Raw genomic sequence first — 19,589 nt, forward strand, 5'->3', positions numbered from 1 at the left:
GTCGGCGCCATGATCCGCCAGCTTTGTGTAGGCGGCGTGTGGAAGGTCGCGTTACGAACTGCACGAGAGCATCGAACAGCCGGCACGCTCGCGCGCCCAGTCGGGGCGGCGCCCGGCAAACGCTTCGCGCCCGGGCTGCTCGTCGTAGGGGTGGCGCATGACCTGGAGCAGTTCGGTGACGGCGGCGACGTCGCCCTGGCTGGCGCGGTCGATCGCCTGTTGCGCCAGGTAGTTGCGCAGGACGTAACGCGGGTTGGCGGCATTCATGCGTGAACGGCGCTCGCCTGCAGGCAGCGCCTGGTCGCGCAAGCGGGCGGCGTAGCGCCCCAGCCACTCCCGCAACGCCGGCTCGGCGGTTTCGCGCCGGCCTTCGTCGTAGAAGGCCTCGCGCAGCGGCGCAGGGTCGGGTGTGTCGCCGTCGAGGTCCAGATCGGCGAGGCCGCGGAACATCAGCGTCATGTCGACCTCGGCCTGCGTCATCAGGTCCTGCAGCGATTGCATCAGGCCGATGTCCTCGTCGCGGCATTCGGCCAGGCCGAGCTTGCGCGCGGTGTTGTCGCGGTCGGCGGCGGTGAAGGTTTCGACGAAGCAGCGCAGGCCGTCCTGCAACGGCTCGACGCCATCGAACAGCAACGACAGCGACCCGGCCAGGCGGCCCAGGTTCCAGTACGCCACCTGCGGTTGCTGGCCGAAGCGGTAGCGGCGCTGGTGGCGGTCGGTGGTATTGGGCGTCCAGCCGGGGTCGAAGTTGTCGACCCAGCCGTACGGTCCGTAGTCGATGGTCAGGCCGAGAATCGACATGTTGTCGGTGTTCATCACACCGTGGACGAAACCGACCCGCATCCAGTGCGCGACCATCACCGCGGTGCGCTCGCATACCTGCGCGAACCACTGCGCGTGCAGCGCCTGGCCCTGACCGCGCAGCTCCGGGAAGTCGCGGCGGATGCAGAAGTTGACCAGCTGCTTCAACAACTCGACGTCGTCGCGCGACGCCGGCAGCTCGAAGTTGCCGAAGCGGATGAACGAGGGCGCGACGCGGCAGACGATGGCGCCCGGCTCCATCTCCGGGTGGCCGTCGTAGAACATGTCGCGCTCGACCCATTCGCCGGTGCCGACCAGGCTGAGCGCGCGCGTGGTCGGGACGCCCAGGTGATGCATGGCCTCGCTGCACAGGAACTCGCGGATCGAGGACCGCAGCACCGCGCGGCCGTCGGCGGTGCGCGAATAGGGGGTTGGGCCGGCGCCCTTGAGCTGCAGCTCCCAGCGTTCACCGGCCGCGTTGATGATCTCGCCCAGGCTGATGGCGCGGCCGTCGCCCAGCTGCCCGGCCCAGTTGCCGAACTGGTGTCCGCCGTAGTTGGCGGCGAACGGGTCCATGCCCGCGATCAGCGAATTGCCTGCAAACACCTGTGCGAACAGGGGCGAGGCGACTTCTGCTTCGCTGAAACCCAGGCGCCGGGCCATCTGCGGCGAATGCGCCAGCAACTGCGGCGCGGCCACCGGCGTCGGCGAAACGCGCGAGTACGCAGCGCCAAGGACCTGACGCACGCCGGGACCACTGTCGGGGTCGCCCGGCAGGTCGCGGACGAAGGCATTGTCGAAATCGAGGTTGAGCATGTTCACCGCGTCACTTTGGGCCGTTGTGCGAGGCCTGGCCAGCGCCGCAAGGCCTGATGTGCGGGCCGCAGAGGCCATTTCCAACGTTCGCCCGAGCCGCGGCAATGCGGCGTATACGGGCAATTTCGCCTCCATGCCCTACACTGGCGACCCGCATAACGAGATCGCCCATGGCAAAGCCCAACTATTCCTTCGAGAAGCGCCAGCGCGAAATCGCCAAAAAGAAGAAGCAGGACGAGAAGCAGGCCAAGAAGCAGCAGGCCCGTGACATCGCCAATCCGCCTTCCAACCCCGAACCCCCGGAAAGCGGGTCCGGCAACAAGTCCTGACGCGGACGAAGCTCCGGCCGGCCTGCCCCAGCGCGGCGCTGGCCAGACGAAAGCAGGACCCGGCCTGCCGTGACGCGCTCGCTCCGCACCGCTTATGCTGCGGCGAGCGAACGCACGCGCACCGGGGATCGACCGCAATGACCAGGACCACACGCCGCACTGCGGCGCTCACACTGCTGCTCCCCGGCCTGCTGGCTGCCACCGCGGCGACATCCGCCTTCGCCCAGTCCGCCACACCGCAGTGGACCGTGGTCCAGGCCGGCCACCTGCTCGACCGCCCCGGCCGGGCGCCGCGCGGCCCGAGCACGCTGCTGCTGCGCGATGGCCGCATCGAAGCGGTCCGCGACGGTCTCCTCGACGCTTCGGCGTTCACCAGTGTTCCCGCCACGGTCACCGTCATCGACCTGCGCGACCACTACGTCCTGCCCGGCCTGATCGACAGCCATGTCCATCTCGTCTCGGACAAGGCCGGCGTGGAAGGCCAGCTCGATGGCGTGTCCAAGGGCGTGGCCGATCACGCCTACGAGGCCGCCGTGAACGCGCGCAAGACCCTTGCCGCCGGCTTCACCACGGTGCGCAACCTCGGCGACGAGGACGGCGTGACCCTGGCCCTGCGCGATGCCGTTGCCGCCGGCAAGCTGCCCGGGCCGCGCATCATCGATGCCGGCAATGCGATCTCGACCACCGCCGGCCACATGGATCCGACCCTGGGTTTCCGCGACGAACTGCACGCGGCCATCGACGTGCACGGCAACACCTGCGACGGCGCCGAAGACTGCCGCCGCGCGGTGCGCCTGCAGGTCGGGCGCGGTGTCGACGTGATCAAGATCGCCACCACCGGCGGCGTCAACAGTCGCATCGGCGCAGGCCTGGGCCAGCAGATGTTCGATGACGAAGCCAAGGCAATCGTCGAAACCGCGCACCTGTACCACAAGAAGGTCGCCGTTCACGCCCATGGCGCCGACGGTATAGCCGTAGCGCTGCGCGCCGGCGCCGATTCGATCGAGCACGGCACGCTGCTCGACGATGCCGACATCGCCCTGTTCCGCAAGACCGGCGCCTACTACGTGCCCACGTTGTCGACGGTCAACGGCTACAAGGAGCGACTGGCGCGGAACCCGGAGGCCTATACCGGCGAGGTCCGCAGCAAGATCGAATGGCGCATCGGCATCACCGGCCAGGCGCTCGAACGTGCGGTGCCGGCCGGCGTCCGCATCGCCTTCGGCACCGATGCCGGCGTCAGCATGCACGGCCGCAATGCCGACGAGTTCGAACTGATGGTGGCCCACGGCATGACCGCCGCCAGCGCAATCCAGGCCGCCACCGTGAACGCCGCCGACCTGCTCGGGCTGGCCGACGAAGTCGGCAGCCTCGAGGCGGGCAAGCGCGCCGACCTGATCGCGGTGTCAGGCGACCCGCTCAGCGACGTGACGGTGCTCAAACAGGTCCAGTTCGTGATGAAGGATGGCCGCGTGGAGAAGGACGTGCGGGGGCTGCAGGCCTCCGCCGCACCGGCATCGACGGCGCGCTGAGCGCGCGCTTCACCGGCATATACGGCGCGCTGACCGCGCGCTTCACCGGCATTGACGGCGCGCTGACCGCGCGCCTTCACTGCTTTCACCACAGGCGAACGTGTCGCCGCGCGGGGCCTGCGGGCCCCGGCAAATGCGCTACACCCGGCCGACACACCACAGTCCGGTACACTAGGCGGTCTTCCGACCGGCGTTCGCCGGCGCTGCCGAGCCCTCCCCCCATGAGCGCCGAAACGCCCAACACCCCCTCCACGGATCCTTCCGCCAGCTCTCCGGCAGAAGCCCCGTCCATCAAATTCTCCGACCTGGGCCTGCCCGAGCCGCTGATGCGCGCCCTGGCCGATGTCGGCTACGAGTCGCCCTCGCCGATTCAGGCGGCCACCATTCCGCCGCTGCTGGAAGGCCGCGACGTACTCGGCCAGGCCCAGACCGGCACCGGCAAGACCGCCGCGTTCGCGCTGCCGGTGCTGGCCCGCATCGACCCCAACCAGCGCGCGCCGCAGACGCTGGTGCTGGCGCCGACGCGCGAGCTGGCGATCCAGGTCGCCGAGGCGTTCCAGAAGTACGCCCATCACCTGCCCAACTTCCAGGTCCTGCCGATCTACGGCGGCCAGAGCTATTACCCGCAGTTGCAGGCGCTCAAGCGCGGCGTGCAGGTGATCGTCGGCACGCCGGGCCGCGTCATCGACCACCTCGAGCGCGGTTCGCTCGACCTGTCGCAGCTGCGCTGCCTGGTCCTGGACGAAGCCGACGAGATGCTGCGCATGGGCTTCATCGACGATGTCGAAGCCGTGCTGAAGAAGACCCCGGAGACGCGCCAGGTCGCGCTGTTCTCGGCGACGATGCCGGCCCCGATCAAGCGCATCGCCCAGACCTACCTCAAGGACCCGGTCGAGATCGCGATCAAGTCCAAGACCTCCACCGCCGCCAACATCCGCCAGCGCTACTGGGCGGTCAGCGGCATGCACAAGCTCGATGCCATCACCCGCATCCTCGAGGCCGAGCCGTTCGACGCGATGATCGTGTTCGCCCGCACCAAGATGGCGACCGAGGAACTGGCCGAGAAGCTGGCCGCGCGCGGCATTGCCGCCGCCGCCATCAATGGCGACGTGGTCCAGGCGCAGCGCGAGAAGACCATCCAGAACCTCAAGGATGGCAAGATCGACGTGCTCGTCGCCACCGACGTCGCCGCCCGCGGCCTCGACGTCGAGCGCATCAGCCATGTGCTGAATTACGACATCCCGTACGACACCGAAAGCTACGTCCATCGCATTGGCCGCACCGGTCGTGCCGGCCGCAAGGGCGAGGCGATCCTGTTCGTCAGCCCGCGTGAGCGCGGCATGCTGCGTGCGATCGAACGCGCCACGCGCCAGCCGATCGAGCAGATGCAGCTGCCCACCGTGGAGACGGTGAACGAGCAGCGCGTCAACCGTTTCCTCGGCCGCATCACCACGGCGTTGGAAGCGTCCGACGTGAGCCAGTTCCGCGATCTGGTCGAGCGCTACGAGCGCGAGCAGAACGTGCCGGCGGTGGAGATTGCCGCCGCGCTGGCCAAGCTGGTGCAGGGCGACATGCCGCTGCTGCTGGACGTGACCGCCGAGCGTTTGCGCCCGCATGCACAGCCCTTCGAACGCCCCGAGCGTGGTGCGCGCGAGCATTCGCCGCGTGACCGTTTCGAGCGTGGCCCGCGTGACGGCCAGCGCGACCCGCGCCGCGAGCGCGATGCCGCGCCGCGACCGCCGCGCGAGTACCAGCCCCGAGAGAATCAGCCGCGCGAGAATCAGCCGCGCGACGATCGTCCCCGCCATGCCGACCGCCAGTTCACGCCGCCGGCTGCAGGTGAGCGTTCGTTCGAGCGTCCGGTGAATGCCGCCGAATCAATGTTCGATGACGAGGGCCCGGGCCAGCACCGTCATGAGCCGCGCGCGCAGGAGACGCGCGTGCACGAACCGCGTGGCGAGCGCGCCCCGGAAGTCGGCATGGAAACCTTCCGCATCGAAGTCGGCCACACCCATGGCGTCAAGCCGGGCAACATCGTCGGGGCGATCGCCAACGAAGCCGAGCTGGAAAGCCGCTTCATCGGCCGCATCGACATCCGCGACGACTTCAGCCTGATCGACCTGCCCGAAGGCATGCCGCGTGAGGTCATGGATCACCTCAAGCGCGTGCGCGTCGCCGGCCAGCAGCTGCGCATCAGCCGCGCCGACGAGGCCGACGGCCAAGGCGGCCAGCGTCCGCATGGCCGCTACGGCGATGCACCGCAGCGTGGATTCGATGACGACCGTCGTCCGCCCCCGCGCGGTCCGCGCCCGCCGCATGGCGGCAAGCCGCACGGCGCCGGTCCGCGCAAGCCGTTCAAGCCGCGCTGATCAAGCCGCGCTGACACCACACAGCGGTAGCCGATGCACCTGATCGTGTTCAGCGCGCTGTGCAGCGTGCTCGTCGCAGTGGTCCTGAAGCTTGCGCCACGTTTCCGCCTGGACGTGGCGCAGCTGGTGACCTGGAATTACCTCGCCGCCACGGTTCTCAGCGCCTCGCTGCTGAAGCCGTCGCTGGCGAGCCTGTCGCATCCGGATGCGCCCTGGGCCGCCCTGCTCGGCCTGGCGGTCGTGCTGCCGTTGCTGTTCCTGGTGCTGGCCGCATCGGTGCGCAGCAACGGCATCGTCCGCACCGATGTCGCGCAGCGCCTGTCGCTGCTGCTGTCGTTGTTGGCGGCCTTCACGCTGTTCGGCGAACGCGCCGATGGGATGCGGATGGCGGGCCTGGCGTTGGGCCTGCTGGCGGTGGCCGGCATCGTCGTCCGGCCGCGGCAGGACGGTGCCGTGGCTTCGCCGACGCGCCCGGGTATCGGCCTGCTGCTGGTGGTCTGGGTCGGCTTCGCCGTCGTCGACGTCATGCTCAAGCGCATCGCCCTGGCTGGCACGCCGTCGCTGGCTGCGTTGCAAGTTGCCTTCGCGATTGCGTTCGTGCTGATGCTGGGCTGGATCTCGATCCGGCACTGGCGCGCCGGGGTGCGCATCGAAGCGCGCAACATCGGCGCCGGATTGGTCCTCGGCCTGCTCAACTTCGGCAACATCGTCTTCTACGTCCGCGCCCACCAGGCCTTCCCGGACAATCCGTCGGTGGTATTCGCGGCCATGAACATCGGCGTCGTGGTGCTGGGCACGCTGGTCGGCGTGTTCGCCTTCGGCGAGAAGACCAGCGTCTGGAACCGCGCCGCGATCGTGCTGGCCGTCGTCGCCATTGCCGTGATCGCCGCCGCACCACGGGCCTGACGCTACCGTCCGGCGCGCCGGATTTGGCATAGTCGGGTTGTCGACCCGCCCTGCCCGCGCCATGCCCCGCCTGCTCGTCTTCCAGCACGTCGCCGCCGAACCGCTCGGCACCCTGGACCCGCTGATCCGCAAGCGCGGGCATCGCATCCGCTTCGCCAATTTCGAGCGCCAGCCAGATTTCCAGCCGAACGTGGACCGTTATCGCGGCCTGATCGTGCTCGGCGGGCCGATGAACGTCGAGGACCAGGCGCAGCGTCCGCACCTGCGGACCGAACTGCTGGCGATCGAACGCATGCTCGAACAGGGCAAACCGGTGCTGGGGATCTGCCTGGGGGCGCAGCTGCTCGCCCACGTGCTGGGCGCTCCGGTGCGTCGCCACCATCAGGCCGAGATCGGCTGGTACCGGTTGCAGACCACCGCGGCCGGTCGCGCCGACCCGGTGCTGTCGCCGCTGGGCGATGCGGCGCCGGTGTTCCAGTGGCACCGCTACAGTTTCGATGTGCCGCGCGAAGCCGAGCATCTGGCGCGCACCGAGGGCTGCGAGCAGCAGGCGTTCCGCTATGGCGACAATGCCTACGGCTTCCAGTTTCATCTGGAAATGGACGAGCGGCTGATCGAGCGCTGGCTGGCCAACCCGGCCTACCGCGACGAGTTGGCGGAACTCGTCGGCATGGATCCGGCGCAGGCCAGCGAGGAGATGATCCGGCAGAAGACGCGCGAGCACATCGCGACGATGCAGGGCCAGGCGGACAACGTGTTCAACCGGTTCCTGGACCTGGTCGGGACGCCGCAGCGGCGGATGACGTTGCCGTCGCGGGAATGGACGTGAAAGCCCCTCGAAGGGAACTGCTCACAATTCGAGTCTGCTCTCGAATCGCCGCTCCTGGCCACTTAGCGGATCGACGAACTGCAGCGTGCGCGCCAGCAGCTTCAGTGGCCGTTTGTAGTCGTCAGCCACCGGTTCGCCGCACTCCGGATACAACGGGTCGTTGAGGATCGGCGCACCCAATGCGGCCATGTGCACGCGCAGCTGGTGCTTGCGTCCCGTGACCGGTTCCAGCCCGTAGCGCCAGATGCCGTCGCCGCGCTCGATCACCTCGATGCGCGTCTCGCTGTTTGCCGCAGCCCCGCCTTCACGCATCCGGAAGAACGGCTCGCCGCGTTCCAGGTGCGACCGGCGCACCAGCGGAAACGCGAGGCCAGGCAGGCCGGGCGCCAGCGCTTCGTAGCACTTGTTGATCCTGCGTTGCGGGAACAGCGCCTGGTACTGCGCGCGCGTGGCCGCATTCGCCGAGAACAGCACCAGGCCGGCAGTGCCACGGTCAATCCGGTGCAGCGGCGCCAGATCCGGATTGCCCAGGCGCAGCACCAGCCGCGCCAGCAGCGTCTGCGCCACGTGCCTGCCTGACGGTGTCACCGGCAGGAAATGCGGTTTGTCGGCGACGACCAGGTGCTCGTCGGCATGCAGGACGACTTCCGTGAACGGAATCTCCGCTTCGCTTTCGACTTCGCGGTAGTAGGTGAGCTCGGCACCGACACGGTAAGCGGCATCCACCGCCAGCGCCTGCCCTTCGGCGTCGCGAACCAGGCCGCGCTCGATCCGGTCCAGCCAGCGCGCGCGCCCCACCGCCGGGAATCGCGCGCACAGGCCCTCCAGCACCGTCGGCCAGGGCCCCGGTGGAAGCTGCCAGCGACTCGCGGCCACGCCTTGGCGATGGGGTTGGAGCGGTTTCACGCCGCCATTGTCCCCCGGAACGGCCGCCCTGCAGTCGCAATGGCGCTGAGAACGGCACGCACCCCCCGCAGCGCCTAGAATGCGCGCTGTTTTCTGCCCCGACCGGATGTACCCCATGGCGCTCAAGGCCACCGTGGTAAAGGCCGAGCTGCAAGTCAGCGACCTCGACCGCCATCACTACGCTACCTACAACCTCACCCTCGCCCAGCATCCGTCGGAGACGGAGCAGCGGCTGATGGTGCGACTGCTCGCCTACGCCCTGTTCGCCGAGGAGCGCCTGGAGTTCGGCCGCGGCCTGAGCAGCGAAGACGACCCGGATATGTGGCGGCGCGACTACACCGGCGAGATCGAGCAATGGATCGACCTGGGCCATCCCGACGAGTCGCGCATCCGCAAGGCCTGCGGTCGTGCCCGCCAGGTGGTGGTGGTGAACTACGGCGGCCGTGCCTCGGACGTGTGGTGGGACAAGAACAGCTACGCGCTCAAGCGCCTGCGCAACCTCACCGTGATCGACATTGGCGCCGATATCGTCGAGGCCCTGGCCGGCGTGCAACAGCGCGGCATGCGCGTGAACGTGCTGATCCAGGACGGCGAAGTGCAGTGGCTGGGCGAAGGCCATTCCTTCACCTTCCGTCCGTTGACCCGCATGGCATCCGACGAGGAAGCCGCGCGGGCATGACCGGGCACTACGACGTCGCGATTGTTGGCGGCGGCGCAGCCGGACTAATGTGCGCGCTGACCGCCGGCCAGCGCGGCAAGCGCGTGCTGGTGGTCGACCACGCCAATCGCGTCGGCAAGAAGATCCTGATGTCGGGCGGCGGCCGCTGCAATTTCACCAACACCGGCACGACCCCGGCCAATTTCCTCTCGGCCAATCCGCACTTCTGCAAGTCGGCGCTGGCGCGGTACACGCCGTGGCATTTCATCGAAATGGTCGAACGCCACCGCATCGCCTACCACGAGAAGGAACTGGGCCAGCTGTTCTGCGACATCTCCTCCAAGCTGATCGTGAAGATGCTGGTGGACGAATGCCATGCCGCGGGCGTGCGCATCGAAACCAGCTGCAGCATCGAGCGGGTCAGCCACGGCGACGGCGAGGGCGCCAGCTTCCGCCTGCACACCAGCCACGGCGCGTTCGCCGCGCCGGCGCTGGTGGTGGCCAGCGGCGGCCTGTCGATCCCGTCGATGGGCGCCAGCGGGTTCGGTTACGAACTGGCCCGCCAGTTCGGCCATGCCGTGCTGCCCACGCGCGCCGGCCTGGTGCCGCTCACGCTCAGCGGCAAGCACCAGGAGCGGCTGGCGGACCTCAGCGGCGTCGCGCTGCCGGTGACCGCCCACTGCAACGGCCAGTCCTTCAGCAATTTCATGCTGGTCACCCATCGCGGCATCAGTGGACCGTCGATCCTGCAGGTCTCCTCGTACTGGCAGCCCGGCGACGACCTGCGCCTGGACCTGCTGCCGGGACGCGATGCCCTCGAGGCATTGCAGCAATGGCAGCACGAACGCCCGGCCGCCGAGCTCAAGACCGTGCTCGGCGAAGTCATGCCCAAACGCTTCGCACAGCGTCTGTGCGAGTTCTGGTTGCCGAACAAACCGATCAAGCAGTTCAACGCGCCGCAGTTGCGCGAGATCGCCGAGGTGCTGTCGCGCTGGCCGCTGGTCGCCAGCGGCAGCGAGGGCTATCGCACCGCCGAAGTCACGCTCGGTGGCGTCGACACCGATGAGCTGTCGTCCAGCACGATGCAATCGCGGCGCGTGCCAGGTCTGTATTTCATCGGCGAAGTGGTCGACGTTACCGGCTGGCTGGGCGGCTACAACTTCCAGTGGGCCTGGGCCAGCGGGCACGCGGCGGGCATGGCGGTCTGACAGACCCTGGGTGGGCTAGAGCGCGGTAACGCGCATCTGGCATTCCATCACCACCATCGCCGCGCCGTTGGGCACGCACATCGACGGACTCGTATCGAGCACCAGCGCGCGGCCGCCGGCGAACACGCGGGTACTGCCCTGCAGCCACTGGCCGCCGGTGCAGCGCAAGGCGTCTGCCGGCGACGGCAGGTTGCAGTGGGCAATGGTGTAGGGAGCCGCGACTGTCACCACCGGCCGGCCAGATACAGTGACGCGCGAATAGGGAGCCGTCGGCGTGGCCGGACCACCGTGCGAGCAGGCCACGCTTGCGCCCAGATGCAGGATTGCTCCGCCCATGGCTAGACCACCGTCAGTGCGCCGTCGTTGATGGTGACCATCGAGCCGGCCAGGACAATGCTGGCGCCGCGGCCGTTGCTGATGGTGATGCCGGCTTCGTTGACCGCGATGGTGGCGCCGGACTGCGCGCGCAGCAGGACACCGCCGTCGGGACCGGGCAGGTCCGACACCAGCACCGCGTTCTGGCCGGGCGTCTGCATCAGCAGCGCCGCCACGCCCTGCCCGGCCTGGGCCATCGGCGGCAGTTCACCGGCGTCGACCCAGTAGCCGCCAACCCAGATCGGCAATTCGGGGTCGCCCTGCTCGAACTCCACCCACACCGGCGCACCGATCGACGGCAGCAGGAACAGACCGCTCTGGTGGCCGGCAACGGGCACGCATGGCATCGCCCAACGCGAGCCGCCGGCATCGAAGACCTTCGGGACCTGCACCAGCACGCGACCGAGCTGCAGTGGATCGATGTTGTCCACGACCACGCCACGGTGTTTGCCGTAGTGCCGGAGGAGTGCGGGCTTGCTCTGGTGGGGCATTCGACTGGTTCCTGGGACACGGGCTTGCGTGAACGTCCGGCTCCCCCCGTGAGACCACAACGTGAACGGGCCTGCCGGCAGGCCAGCGCCCCGGCCGCAGCGACCGTCGCGAGGCACGACGGGATGCTCGACAATGACCCCAATTCCTCCCAGGAGCAGGCGATGAGTGCTGTCGTGGTCCGCGTGTCCCGCCATTTCGATGCTGCGCCCGGACGCGTGTTCGACGCCTGGCTCGACCCGTCCAGCGCCGGCCGCTGGCTGTTCGCGACCGAAGACGGGCAGATGCAGAGAGTCCAGATCGAACCCCGGGTGGGCGGTGGCTATGCCATCGTCGAGCGCCGCGGAGGCGTCGACGCCGGGCACTTCGGCCAGTATCTGCAGATCGACCGGCCGCACCGCCTGGTCTTCACGCTTGGCATGGTGGAAGACGGCAGCGGCGGCGATCGCATTGCCGTCGAGATCGTCGACGAGGGCAATGGCAGCCTGCTGAGCCTGAGCCACGAGATGGCCGCGGAGAATGCGCAGTACGCCGAGCGGGTCGATTCGGGCTGGAAGATGGTCCTGGACGGCCTTGCCGATTGCCTGGCAGGGAGCGCCTGATGCGTATCGTCACGCGCATGGGCGCCCGCATTGCCGCGCTGTTCGCCGCCGCGCTGCTCGCCGCCTGCGCCGACCCCGGCCCGCCGCCGGGTGGCACCATCGCCCGCTTCGAGACCATCGACCAGCGGGTCGGCACCGGCGCGGTCGCCACGCCCGGACAGGACGTGGTCGTCCACTACACCGGTTGGAACTACGAGCACAAGGCAGCCGACGGCCGCGGCAGCAAGTTCGACAGTTCGCGCGACCGCAATGAGCCCTTCACGTTCCTGCTCGGCGCCGGGCGCGTGATCCGCGGCTGGGATGAAGGCGTGGCCGGCATGCGCGTGGGCGGCCATCGCCTGCTGATGATTCCGCCGACCTACGGCTATGGCAGCGCCGGCGCGGGCGGGGTCATCCCGCCCAACGGTTCACTGGTATTCGAAGTCGAACTGCTCGACGTGCGCGAGCACCGCAGCCCGGCACCGCGACCCTGGGCGGCACGCCCCTAGGCGAGCGCGTCGCGCGCCGCGGCGGTAATCTCGAACGAGCGCAGTCGCGCGGCGTGATCGAAGACGTTGGCGGTGATCATCAGCTCGTCCGGGCGATGGCGCTCGATGAAGGCGGCGATGCCGTCGCGGACCGTGTTGTCGTCGCCCACCACGGCGCACGCCAGCGCCTGCTCGACGCCGCTCTTCTCCAGCGGCGTCCAGAACGATTCGATGTCGTCGATCGGTGGCGGGATCAGGCCCGGCTTGCCGCGACGCAGATTGACGAAGGCCTGCTGCTGGGTGGTGAACAGCCGTCGCGCCAGCGCATCTGTTTGCGCACCCACCACGTTCAGCGCCAGCATGGCGTAGGGCTGCTGCAGCCGCCTGGAGGGCTTGAACTCGCGCCGGTACGAGGCCAGCGCCATGTCCATCGCATCGGGCGCGAAATGCGAGGCGAACGCGAACGGCAGGCCGAGCTGCGCGGCCAGGCGGGCCGAGAACAGGCTCGAACCGAGCAGCCACACCGGCACCTCCACGCCCGCGCCGGGCACGGCGCGCACCGCCTGCGCCGGCTGCGCCGGTTCGAAGTAGTGCAGCAGTTCGACCACGTCCTGGGCGAACATGTCGGCGCCTTCGAAATAACGGCGCAGGGCATGTGCGGTGGCGTGATCGGTGCCGGGGGCGCGGCCCAGGCCCAGATCGATGCGCCCCGGATACAGCGAAGCCAGCGTGCCGAACTGCTCGGCCACCTGCAGCGGCGCATGGTTGGGCAGCATGACCCCGCCAGCGCCGACGCGGATCGATTGCGTGCCGCAGGCGACATGGCCGATCAGCACCGCCGTTGCGGCGCTGGCGATGCCGGGCATGTTGTGGTGTTCGGCCAGCCAGAAGCGCTGGTAGCCCAGGCGTTCGGCGAGGCGAGCCAGGTCGAGGCTGTTGGCGAATGCCTGCGTGGCGTCGCTGCCTTCGGTGATCGGCGCCAGGTCGAGGACGGAGAACGGGATCATGGCCGGGTCACCACAGGTCGAAGGTCACGCCTTCGCGTTCGTTGTCCCAGATCGTGCTGAAGACCCACCAGCGACCATGTTCAAAGCAAAGCTGGATGCTGTTGGCGCCGCGCTTGAGCAGCACCGGCGAGTCCGCGGCGGGACGGGCCTCGTAGCGGCTCCACACGTGCGCGACCTGACCGAAACGCTGCAGCCGGTGCTCGATCTCGATTTCGTGGAAGTCGTTGGCGGCGAAGAACGGGGTGACGTCGGCGATGTAGCTGTCGACGTCGAACACCATCGATCGCGTGTTGCCGTCGGCCTCGACCACGGTGCGCAGGCTGCGCGCCTGCGGGTGCTGCAGGTAGCGGAAGCGCTCCCAGTCGCGCGGCGCGCCGGCCGGGCCGGAGATGCATTCATAGATCGCCCGCACCATTCGCGGGATGTCCTGGGTGTCGTGCCGCCAGCGTGCGTCGCTCATCGCGACAGCCTCGTGCCGGCGCCGTGAGGCGCTTGTGATCCGGCGCTGTCTTCCTTGCTCACCGGCGCTAGGCGCAGATCCTGGAAGTCGAAACTGAAGTCGGTCAGCGGCGAGATCGCCTCCATCCGCGCCTCGCGAATCGCACCGTCCGCATCCAGCGCGAAACTGACGAACGCATCGGCATTGAGCCAGCGCTGGTCCCAGCGGACCATGAAGGTGTCGTGCTGCCACGCAGTCAGCTCGCCGACCAGCTGCGGGGTGCGGCTGAAGCGCATGACCAGCTTGTCGCCGCGCTGCTCGACCACCACGTCGCCGTACCACGGGTCGCGGTAGGTGCGGGCATAGCTTGCCAGCGGCAGCGACGGCGGCGCTGCGGCAGCGCGCGCCTGCAGGTGCTTGTTCCAGTCCTCGTCGGCCTTGCCCTTCGACTTGGCCAGTGCTGCGGCGTAGACCGCGCGCCAGTCGGTCTTCGGCGCATCCAGGTACGCATCGAGCACGCGCAGGGTGACGGCATTGAACGCGCCGCCGACCTCGGCATTGGTCAGCACGATCACACCCAGCTTCTGCTCCGGCACCAGCGTCAGGCGCGAGACCATGCCCGGCCAGCCACCGGTGTGCCAGACCAGCTTGCGGCCGCGGTAATCGGACAGTTGCCAGCCCTGGCCGTAGCCGAGGAAGTTAGGCTTCACCGCTTCCAGCTCCGGCACCGAGGGCTTGGCGATCGGCATCGGCGTGAGCACCGACCACATCTCCTGCTGGCGCTCGGCGCTGAACAAACGCTGCTCGCTGCCGCTGGCGTCGCGGTACGTGCCGCCGGCGAGCTGCATGCGCATCCACTGGCTCATGTCGTGGACGCTGGAGTAGATGCCGCCGGCGCCGGAGACGTTGCCCCATGACATCCGCGGCGCCGGTTGCAGGTCCTTGAAGTCGGCCTTGGCGTAACCGGTGGCGACGTTGTCGCGCGCACGCAGTGCATCGCTGTTGAAGCGGGTGTCGCGCATGCCCAGCGGCGCGAAGATGCGCTGCTGCAGGAACTGCGCGTAGGACTGGCCGCTGGCCTGCTCGATCACCAGCTGCGCCACGCCATAGAGAATGTTGTCGTAGGCGTACTGGCCGCGAAAGCTGCCGGTGAGCGGCACGTCCTTCAGCCTGCGCGCGACTTCCTCGGTGCTGTAGTCGGTGCCGGGCCAGTACAGCAGGTCGCCGGCGCCCAGGCCCAGGCCACTGCGATGCGCAAGCAGATCGCGGATGCGCATCTCGCCGGTCACGTAGGTGTCGGACATGCGGAACCACGGCAGGTGCTCGATGACGCGGTCGTCGAGGCTGAGCTTGCCCTCGTCGGCGAGGATCGACAGCGACGCGGCGGTGAACGCCTTGGTGTTGGAGGCAATGGCGAACAACGTCTTCGCATCGACCGGCTGCGACTTGCCGTCCTTGCCCAGTTCGCGCGCGCCGAAACCGCGCTCGAGCACGATCTGGCCGTCCTTGACGATGGCAACGGCGATACCTGGCACGTCAAACTGCTTGCGGATGCCATCGACGTAGGCGTCGAAGTCCTGCAGTTGTGCCGGCAGCGGCGTGGCGTTCGCACTGTTGTGCGCGCTGTCCTGCGCAGTCGCCGGCGTTGCCGGTGCGGCGCCATGAAGCGCCAGTGCCAGGCCGAGTACGGCGCATTGCGCCGGAATGAATCGCAAAGACATGCGGTGGTCAGCTCCCCAGGGATGGGGTCACCTTAGCCAAAGTGTGCCCTTACCCCAACCCCTGGAAGGCATAATCCTCGTCCCCCGTAGTGCGCCCTGCCATGCCCCTTCCGAACCACTCCCCTGCCCGCCTGGCCGTCATCGGTGGCGGCCCCGCCGGCCTGATGGCCGCCGAAGTCGCGCGCGCGGCAGGCCTGCAGGTCGACCTGTTCGAGGCCAAGGGCTCGGTCGGGCGCAAGTTCCTGATTGCCGGCAAGGGCGGGCTCAACCTCACCCATGGCGAACCGCGCCCGGCCTTCGATGCGCGCTACGGTGCCCGTCGCAGCGAGATCGCCGCATGGCTCGACGACTTCGACGCCGATGCCCTGCGTGAATGGGCGCGCGAGCGATTCGGCATCGACACCTACGTCGGCACTTCCGGCCGCGTCTTTCCGATGGACCGCAAGGCCGCGCCGCTGCTGCGCGGCTGGGTGCGCCGCCTGCGCGAGGACGGCGTCGCCTTTCATGTGCAGCACCGCTGGCTCGGCTGGAACGATGACGGCGCGCTGCGCTTCGCGACACCTGCCGGAGAGATTGCGCTCCAGGCCGACGCAACCGTGCTCGCGCTTGGCGGCGGCAGCTGGCCGCAACTGGGATCGGACGGCAGCTGGCAGGACATCCTGCGCGCGCGTGGCGTCGATGTCGCCGCGCTGCAGCCGTCCAATTGCGGATTCGATGTCGGCTGGAGCGAACACTTCGCCGGTCGCCATGCCGGCGCGCCGCTGAAACCGGTCGTCGCGCATTGGCGCGATGCGTCCGGCAACGAGCACGCGCTGCAAGGCGAGTGCGTGGTTACCGCGACCGGCATCGAAGGCAGCCTGGTCTATGCACTGTCGGCGGGTCTGCGCGACGCCATTTCCACCGCGGGCGAGGCGCGGATCGAACTGGACCTGGCGCCGGGACGCGACCTGCCGCGACTGCAGCGCGACCTCGCCTGCCCGCGCGGCGGCCGCAGCCTCAGCGAGCACCTGCGCCGCCATGCAGGCATCAGCGGCGCCAAGGCTGGCTTGCTGCATGAGGTGCTGAGCAGGGATCAGCTGCACGACGAGGCCCTGCTGGCGCGCACGATCAAACGCCTGCCGTTGCGCCTGCTGCGCCCGCGCCCGATAGCCGAAGCGATCAGCAGTGCCGGTGGCGTGCGTCTGGAAGCGCTCGACGATGGCTTGATGGTGCGGTCGATGCCGGGCGTGTTCTGCGCCGGCGAGATGCTCGACTGGGAGGCGCCGACTGGCGGTTACCTGTTGACGGCCTGCTACGCCAGCGGTCTGCGCGCGGCGCGTGGCGCCACTGCGTGGCTGCAGCGCGACGCCGCAGCGATGTGAACGACCCTCCGGCCCGGGGGATCAGCCCTTTTTGGCTGGCGGCTCGGCTGACTTGGCGGCAGACGCCGCGGCATCGGAGACCGGCAGATACATCGTGCTCGCGCACAGCTCGATGCCCTTGGCCGCGGCTGCCGGCATGTCGGTGCCCTTGAGGCCGATCACCTTGACCACGTCGCCGCCGGCCCGCGTCACCTTGGCCAGCGCGATGTAGCCGGTACGATCGCCGCCGCACATCGCATTGGACGGGCTCTGCGTCGGCGGCGTTTCCTCGAGCACGTGGCGCAGTTCGATTTCCTGCTCGGGCGGAACCATCATGGCCTGGGCGTAGGTATTGCCCGCCGAGTACTGGTCGCCGCCGTTGACGATCGCCACGCGCTCGGTGGTGAAGCTGGCGCCGTTGTCGCCGCGCAGCATGTTGTCTTCGATGGTCAGCTTGCCCGTCACCGCGGTCGCCACCGGGTTGCCCGGCTCGAATTCGCCCATCGCGACCGCCTTGACCATCGGCGGCGCTGCGCGTTCCACCGGTTCGGCGTTGACGTCGGGCTGCGGGTTGGCGGCCGGAGCCGGTGCGGTGATCTCTTCCGGCGGAGCGCTGTTGACCGGCGCCTGCTTGTCGCAGGCGGCCAGCGCCAGCACGGCTGCCGCGACCAGGGTCATGGCGACGGCTCCGCGCGAAATTCCCACTGGTCCAATTGCTGCCATGCGTGTCCTCACTTGTCGTGGTCGGCGACGCAGTTGCCGACCGACATCAGGCGGCGGCGACTGCGTCGGCCGCATCCATCAGCGGTTTGAGTTCGGGGTCGAGCGCCACGCGCTCATCGAACACGAAGCAGCGGCCATCGTAATGGCGACCGCCCACGCGTTCAAAGTACCCCAGAATGCCGCCGTCGAGCTGCAACACGTTGCTCATTCCCTCGGCCTGCATCCACAGCGCGGCCTTCTCGCAGCGGATGCCACCGGTGCAGAAGCTGACCACGGTTGCGTCCTGCAGCGCTTCGCGGTGCGGCTGCAGCGCCTGCGGCAGGTCGGTGAAATTGTCGATCGGCAACGTCAACGCATCGCTGAAGGTGCCGTAGCCGAACTCCTCGCGGTTGCGCGTGTCGAGCATGACCACGCGCTTGCCGGCATCGTCGTGGCCCTGGTCAAGCCAGCGTGCAAGCGTTTCCGGCATTACCGCCGGCGCGCGCCCTTCGAGCGGCGAGGCGTTGTCGCGGCGGAAGCTGATGATCTCCGACTTGACCTTTACCTTCAGCCGCGCGAACGGTTGGCTCCGGCTGCGGCTGAACTTGACGGTCAGGTCCGCAAAGCAGTCCTGCGCGCGCAGGCGTTCGAGGAATCCGTGGATGCCCGCCTCACTGCCGGCCAGGAACAGGTTGATGCCCTCGCCGGCGACCAGCATGGTGCCGCGCAGCCCGGCCGCCTCGGCGCGCGACTGCAATTGCGCGGCAAGGCCTTCGGGGTGCTGGATCGGGGTGAAGTGGTAGGCGGCGATATTGAGCAGCATGGCGCGCATTGTAAGCGCCACCGGGCCGGCATCCGACGCACGACCCAAGTCACTGATTAATCAGGGTTCATCGCCGGCATTTGGTATCTACGCAACCACTCGGCCGCCAGGGCGAACCAGGCGACGATGGCAAGGACCACCAGCTTCTGACTGAGGCCACGCGGCAGTTCACGCCCGAAGGCCAGGACCCACAGCGCCACGAAGCAGAAGGCCGCCAGTCCGAAAGCCAGGGCGAAGTGCTGCCGCCAGCGCGCGTCGCCGCGGAAGCGCCAGGACTGCAGGAGCATGCCCAGGCTGGTGCCAAGAAAGGCCAGCGGCGCGGAGATCGCGTGGACGTAGGCGGCCGCGGTCATCGCACGGCCACCGCCCAGGTCGGTCTGCGCCCCGGCCGTGATCACCAGGGCCAACGCGCCGAGCATGAAAAGCGACAGTGCCGCGGTGCTGCCCGGCCCGGAACGGGTCACGCGGTGGTAGCCGATGGCCAGCAGCGCAATCGCACTGGCCAGGCCGACATAGGCCAACTGCAGCCATGCCCCGTACGGACCGACCAGGTAGAAGCTCAGCGGCACGCGCACCCAGTCCAGGTCGTCGCGCAGCCATTGCAGCGCGACGGCGGTGACGACGAACAACGCGATGGCCGCCAGCGCGGACGTGCCCAGGTTGCGGACCAGCGTCCGCTCCCTGTGCTCCGCGCCAACGGGTAGATCGACGCCGGACATCGACTCGACTCCGCGACCTCGATGGAACGATCAGCGCACGCCCATGAAATCCAGCTTGCCCACCGCGACGCCGTTGTGGCGCAGCAGTGCATACGCGGTAGTAACGTGGAAGTAGAACTGCGGCAGGCCATAGTGCAGCAGGTAGGCCGATCCGGTGAAGCGGCGCTCCTTCGGCGTGCCCGGACGCAGCACGATCTCGCGTGCCTCGCTGCCCTCGAACAGCAGCGGGTCGAGGCCGTCGATGAAGGCCAGCGTGCGCGCGATGCGTGCATGCAACTCGGCGAAGTCCTGCTCGGTATCGTCGTAGGACGGGACTTCAACGTCGGCCAGGCGTGCCGGCACGCTCTTGGCGAAGTCGCAGGCGACCTGCACCTGGCGCACCAGCGGGAACATGTCCGGGAACAGCCGGGCCTGCAGCAGGACCGACGGTTCGATCTTCTTCTCCACCGCGTAGGCCTCGGCCTTCTCCAGCAGGCCGGCCATGGCGCCGAGCATCTGCCTGAACACTGGAACCGACGCGTCGTACATCGAAACGGACATGCATTACCTCG

At 68.7% G+C, this 19,589-nt stretch carries 21 protein-coding genes; 10 read left to right on the top strand and 11 right to left on the bottom strand.

Annotated features, from left to right (window positions below; genetic code table 11):
* Nucleotides 1-51 precede the first annotated feature (51 nt).
* Complete coding sequence (locus AC1DER_RS02700) at nt 52-1,617, bottom strand: protein adenylyltransferase SelO (RefSeq protein WP_477244205.1); 1,566 nt, start codon at nt 1,615-1,617, stop codon at nt 52-54.
* Nucleotides 1,618-1,787: 170 nt separating this feature from the next.
* On the opposite strand from AC1DER_RS02700, the gene AC1DER_RS02705 reads away from it, so the two are divergent.
* From AC1DER_RS02705 to AC1DER_RS02725, 5 genes are all read left to right on the top strand, one after another.
* Nucleotides 1,788-1,946, top strand: coding sequence for a hypothetical protein (locus AC1DER_RS02705; protein WP_441816054.1), 159 nt, complete (start codon nt 1,788-1,790; stop codon nt 1,944-1,946).
* A 137-nt stretch (nt 1,947-2,083) separates the two neighbouring features.
* Entirely contained in the window at nt 2,084-3,478 is a 1,395-nt protein-coding gene (locus AC1DER_RS02710; protein ID WP_477357636.1) for a metal-dependent hydrolase family protein, read from the top strand.
* Between the two features lie 221 nt (nt 3,479-3,699).
* Nucleotides 3,700-5,847, top strand: coding sequence for a DEAD/DEAH box helicase (locus tag AC1DER_RS02715; RefSeq protein WP_477357639.1), 2,148 nt, complete (start codon nt 3,700-3,702; stop codon nt 5,845-5,847).
* 33 nt (nt 5,848-5,880) lie between these two features.
* Complete coding sequence (locus AC1DER_RS02720; RefSeq protein WP_477244114.1) at nt 5,881-6,753, top strand: EamA family transporter; 873 nt, start codon at nt 5,881-5,883, stop codon at nt 6,751-6,753.
* Nucleotides 6,754-6,814: 61 nt separating this feature from the next.
* Nucleotides 6,815-7,582, top strand: a complete 768-nt coding sequence (locus AC1DER_RS02725; protein WP_441816050.1) for a type 1 glutamine amidotransferase — start codon at nt 6,815-6,817, stop codon at nt 7,580-7,582.
* Nucleotides 7,583-7,603: 21 nt separating this feature from the next.
* Here the strand turns inward: AC1DER_RS02725 and AC1DER_RS02730 are convergent, their stop codons facing one another.
* Entirely contained in the window at nt 7,604-8,488 is an 885-nt protein-coding gene (locus AC1DER_RS02730) for a pseudouridine synthase (protein ID WP_477244110.1), read from the bottom strand.
* 115 nt (nt 8,489-8,603) lie between these two features.
* On the opposite strand from AC1DER_RS02730, the gene AC1DER_RS02735 reads away from it, so the two are divergent.
* On the top strand, nt 8,604-9,167 hold the full coding sequence (locus tag AC1DER_RS02735) for a YaeQ family protein (protein ID WP_441816048.1): 564 nt from the start codon (nt 8,604-8,606) through the stop codon (nt 9,165-9,167).
* Entirely contained in the window at nt 9,164-10,354 is a 1,191-nt protein-coding gene (locus AC1DER_RS02740) for a BaiN/RdsA family NAD(P)/FAD-dependent oxidoreductase (RefSeq protein ID WP_441816047.1), read from the top strand. Before AC1DER_RS02735 ends, AC1DER_RS02740 begins: the two co-directional genes overlap by 4 nt.
* Nucleotides 10,355-10,369: 15 nt before the next feature.
* Here AC1DER_RS02740 and AC1DER_RS02745 read toward each other — a convergent pair whose 3' ends face one another.
* The gene (locus AC1DER_RS02745; protein WP_441816046.1) at nt 10,370-10,690 is read right to left on the bottom strand and encodes a hypothetical protein; all 321 of its coding nucleotides are present in this window, start codon (nt 10,688-10,690) and stop codon (nt 10,370-10,372) included.
* A 2-nt stretch (nt 10,691-10,692) separates the two neighbouring features.
* On the bottom strand, nt 10,693-11,220 hold the full coding sequence (locus AC1DER_RS02750; RefSeq protein WP_441816045.1) for a phage baseplate assembly protein V: 528 nt from the start codon (nt 11,218-11,220) through the stop codon (nt 10,693-10,695).
* A 162-nt stretch (nt 11,221-11,382) separates the two neighbouring features.
* On the opposite strand from AC1DER_RS02750, the gene AC1DER_RS02755 reads away from it, so the two are divergent.
* Both AC1DER_RS02755 and AC1DER_RS02760 read left to right on the top strand, forming a co-directional pair.
* Entirely contained in the window at nt 11,383-11,820 is a 438-nt protein-coding gene (locus AC1DER_RS02755) for an SRPBCC family protein (protein ID WP_477244107.1), read from the top strand.
* A 17-nt stretch (nt 11,821-11,837) separates the two neighbouring features.
* Nucleotides 11,838-12,308 carry an FKBP-type peptidyl-prolyl cis-trans isomerase gene (locus AC1DER_RS02760; protein WP_477244203.1) on the top strand — a complete coding sequence of 157 codons (471 nt, stop codon included), beginning with the start codon at nt 11,838-11,840 and terminating at the stop codon, nt 12,306-12,308.
* Here AC1DER_RS02760 and AC1DER_RS02765 read toward each other — a convergent pair.
* Genes AC1DER_RS02765 through AC1DER_RS02775 form a run of 3 tightly spaced genes read right to left on the bottom strand, consistent with a single transcriptional unit; the run spans nt 12,305 to nt 15,454 of the window.
* On the bottom strand, nt 12,305-13,294 hold the full coding sequence (locus AC1DER_RS02765) for an LLM class flavin-dependent oxidoreductase (protein WP_477244105.1): 990 nt from the start codon (nt 13,292-13,294) through the stop codon (nt 12,305-12,307). The two genes, AC1DER_RS02760 and AC1DER_RS02765, sit on opposite strands and share 4 nt — an antisense overlap.
* 7 nt (nt 13,295-13,301) lie before the next feature.
* Nucleotides 13,302-13,754 (bottom strand): hypothetical protein, encoded by a 453-nt coding sequence (locus AC1DER_RS02770; RefSeq protein WP_477244103.1) that lies wholly within the window; start codon nt 13,752-13,754, stop codon nt 13,302-13,304.
* On the bottom strand, nt 13,751-15,454 hold the full coding sequence (locus AC1DER_RS02775; RefSeq protein ID WP_477244101.1) for a serine hydrolase: 1,704 nt from the start codon (nt 15,452-15,454) through the stop codon (nt 13,751-13,753). Before AC1DER_RS02775 ends, AC1DER_RS02770 begins: the two co-directional genes overlap by 4 nt.
* A gap of 101 nt (nt 15,455-15,555) precedes the next feature.
* On the opposite strand from AC1DER_RS02775, the gene AC1DER_RS02780 reads away from it, so the two are divergent.
* Nucleotides 15,556-16,815, top strand: a complete 1,260-nt coding sequence (locus AC1DER_RS02780) for a TIGR03862 family flavoprotein (RefSeq protein WP_477244099.1) — start codon at nt 15,556-15,558, stop codon at nt 16,813-16,815.
* Nucleotides 16,816-16,836: 21 nt separating this feature from the next.
* On the opposite strand, the gene AC1DER_RS02785 is transcribed toward AC1DER_RS02780, so the two are convergent.
* From AC1DER_RS02785 to AC1DER_RS02800, 4 genes are all read right to left on the bottom strand, one after another.
* Nucleotides 16,837-17,472: a hypothetical protein gene (locus tag AC1DER_RS02785; RefSeq protein WP_477244097.1), complete on the bottom strand. Its 636-nt coding sequence runs from the start codon at nt 17,470-17,472 to the stop codon at nt 16,837-16,839.
* Nucleotides 17,473-17,563: 91 nt separating this feature from the next.
* Nucleotides 17,564-18,319, bottom strand: a complete 756-nt coding sequence (locus AC1DER_RS02790) for a sulfurtransferase (RefSeq protein ID WP_477244095.1) — start codon at nt 18,317-18,319, stop codon at nt 17,564-17,566.
* 56 nt (nt 18,320-18,375) lie between these two features.
* Complete coding sequence (locus AC1DER_RS02795) at nt 18,376-19,038, bottom strand: DUF998 domain-containing protein (RefSeq protein WP_477244093.1); 663 nt, start codon at nt 19,036-19,038, stop codon at nt 18,376-18,378.
* 30 nt (nt 19,039-19,068) lie between these two features.
* Nucleotides 19,069-19,578, bottom strand: a complete 510-nt coding sequence (locus AC1DER_RS02800; RefSeq protein WP_477244091.1) for a DUF1993 domain-containing protein — start codon at nt 19,576-19,578, stop codon at nt 19,069-19,071.
* Nucleotides 19,579-19,589: the final 11 nt, after the last annotated feature.

It is taken from the genome of Lysobacter sp. 05T417 (assembly GCF_056396405.1).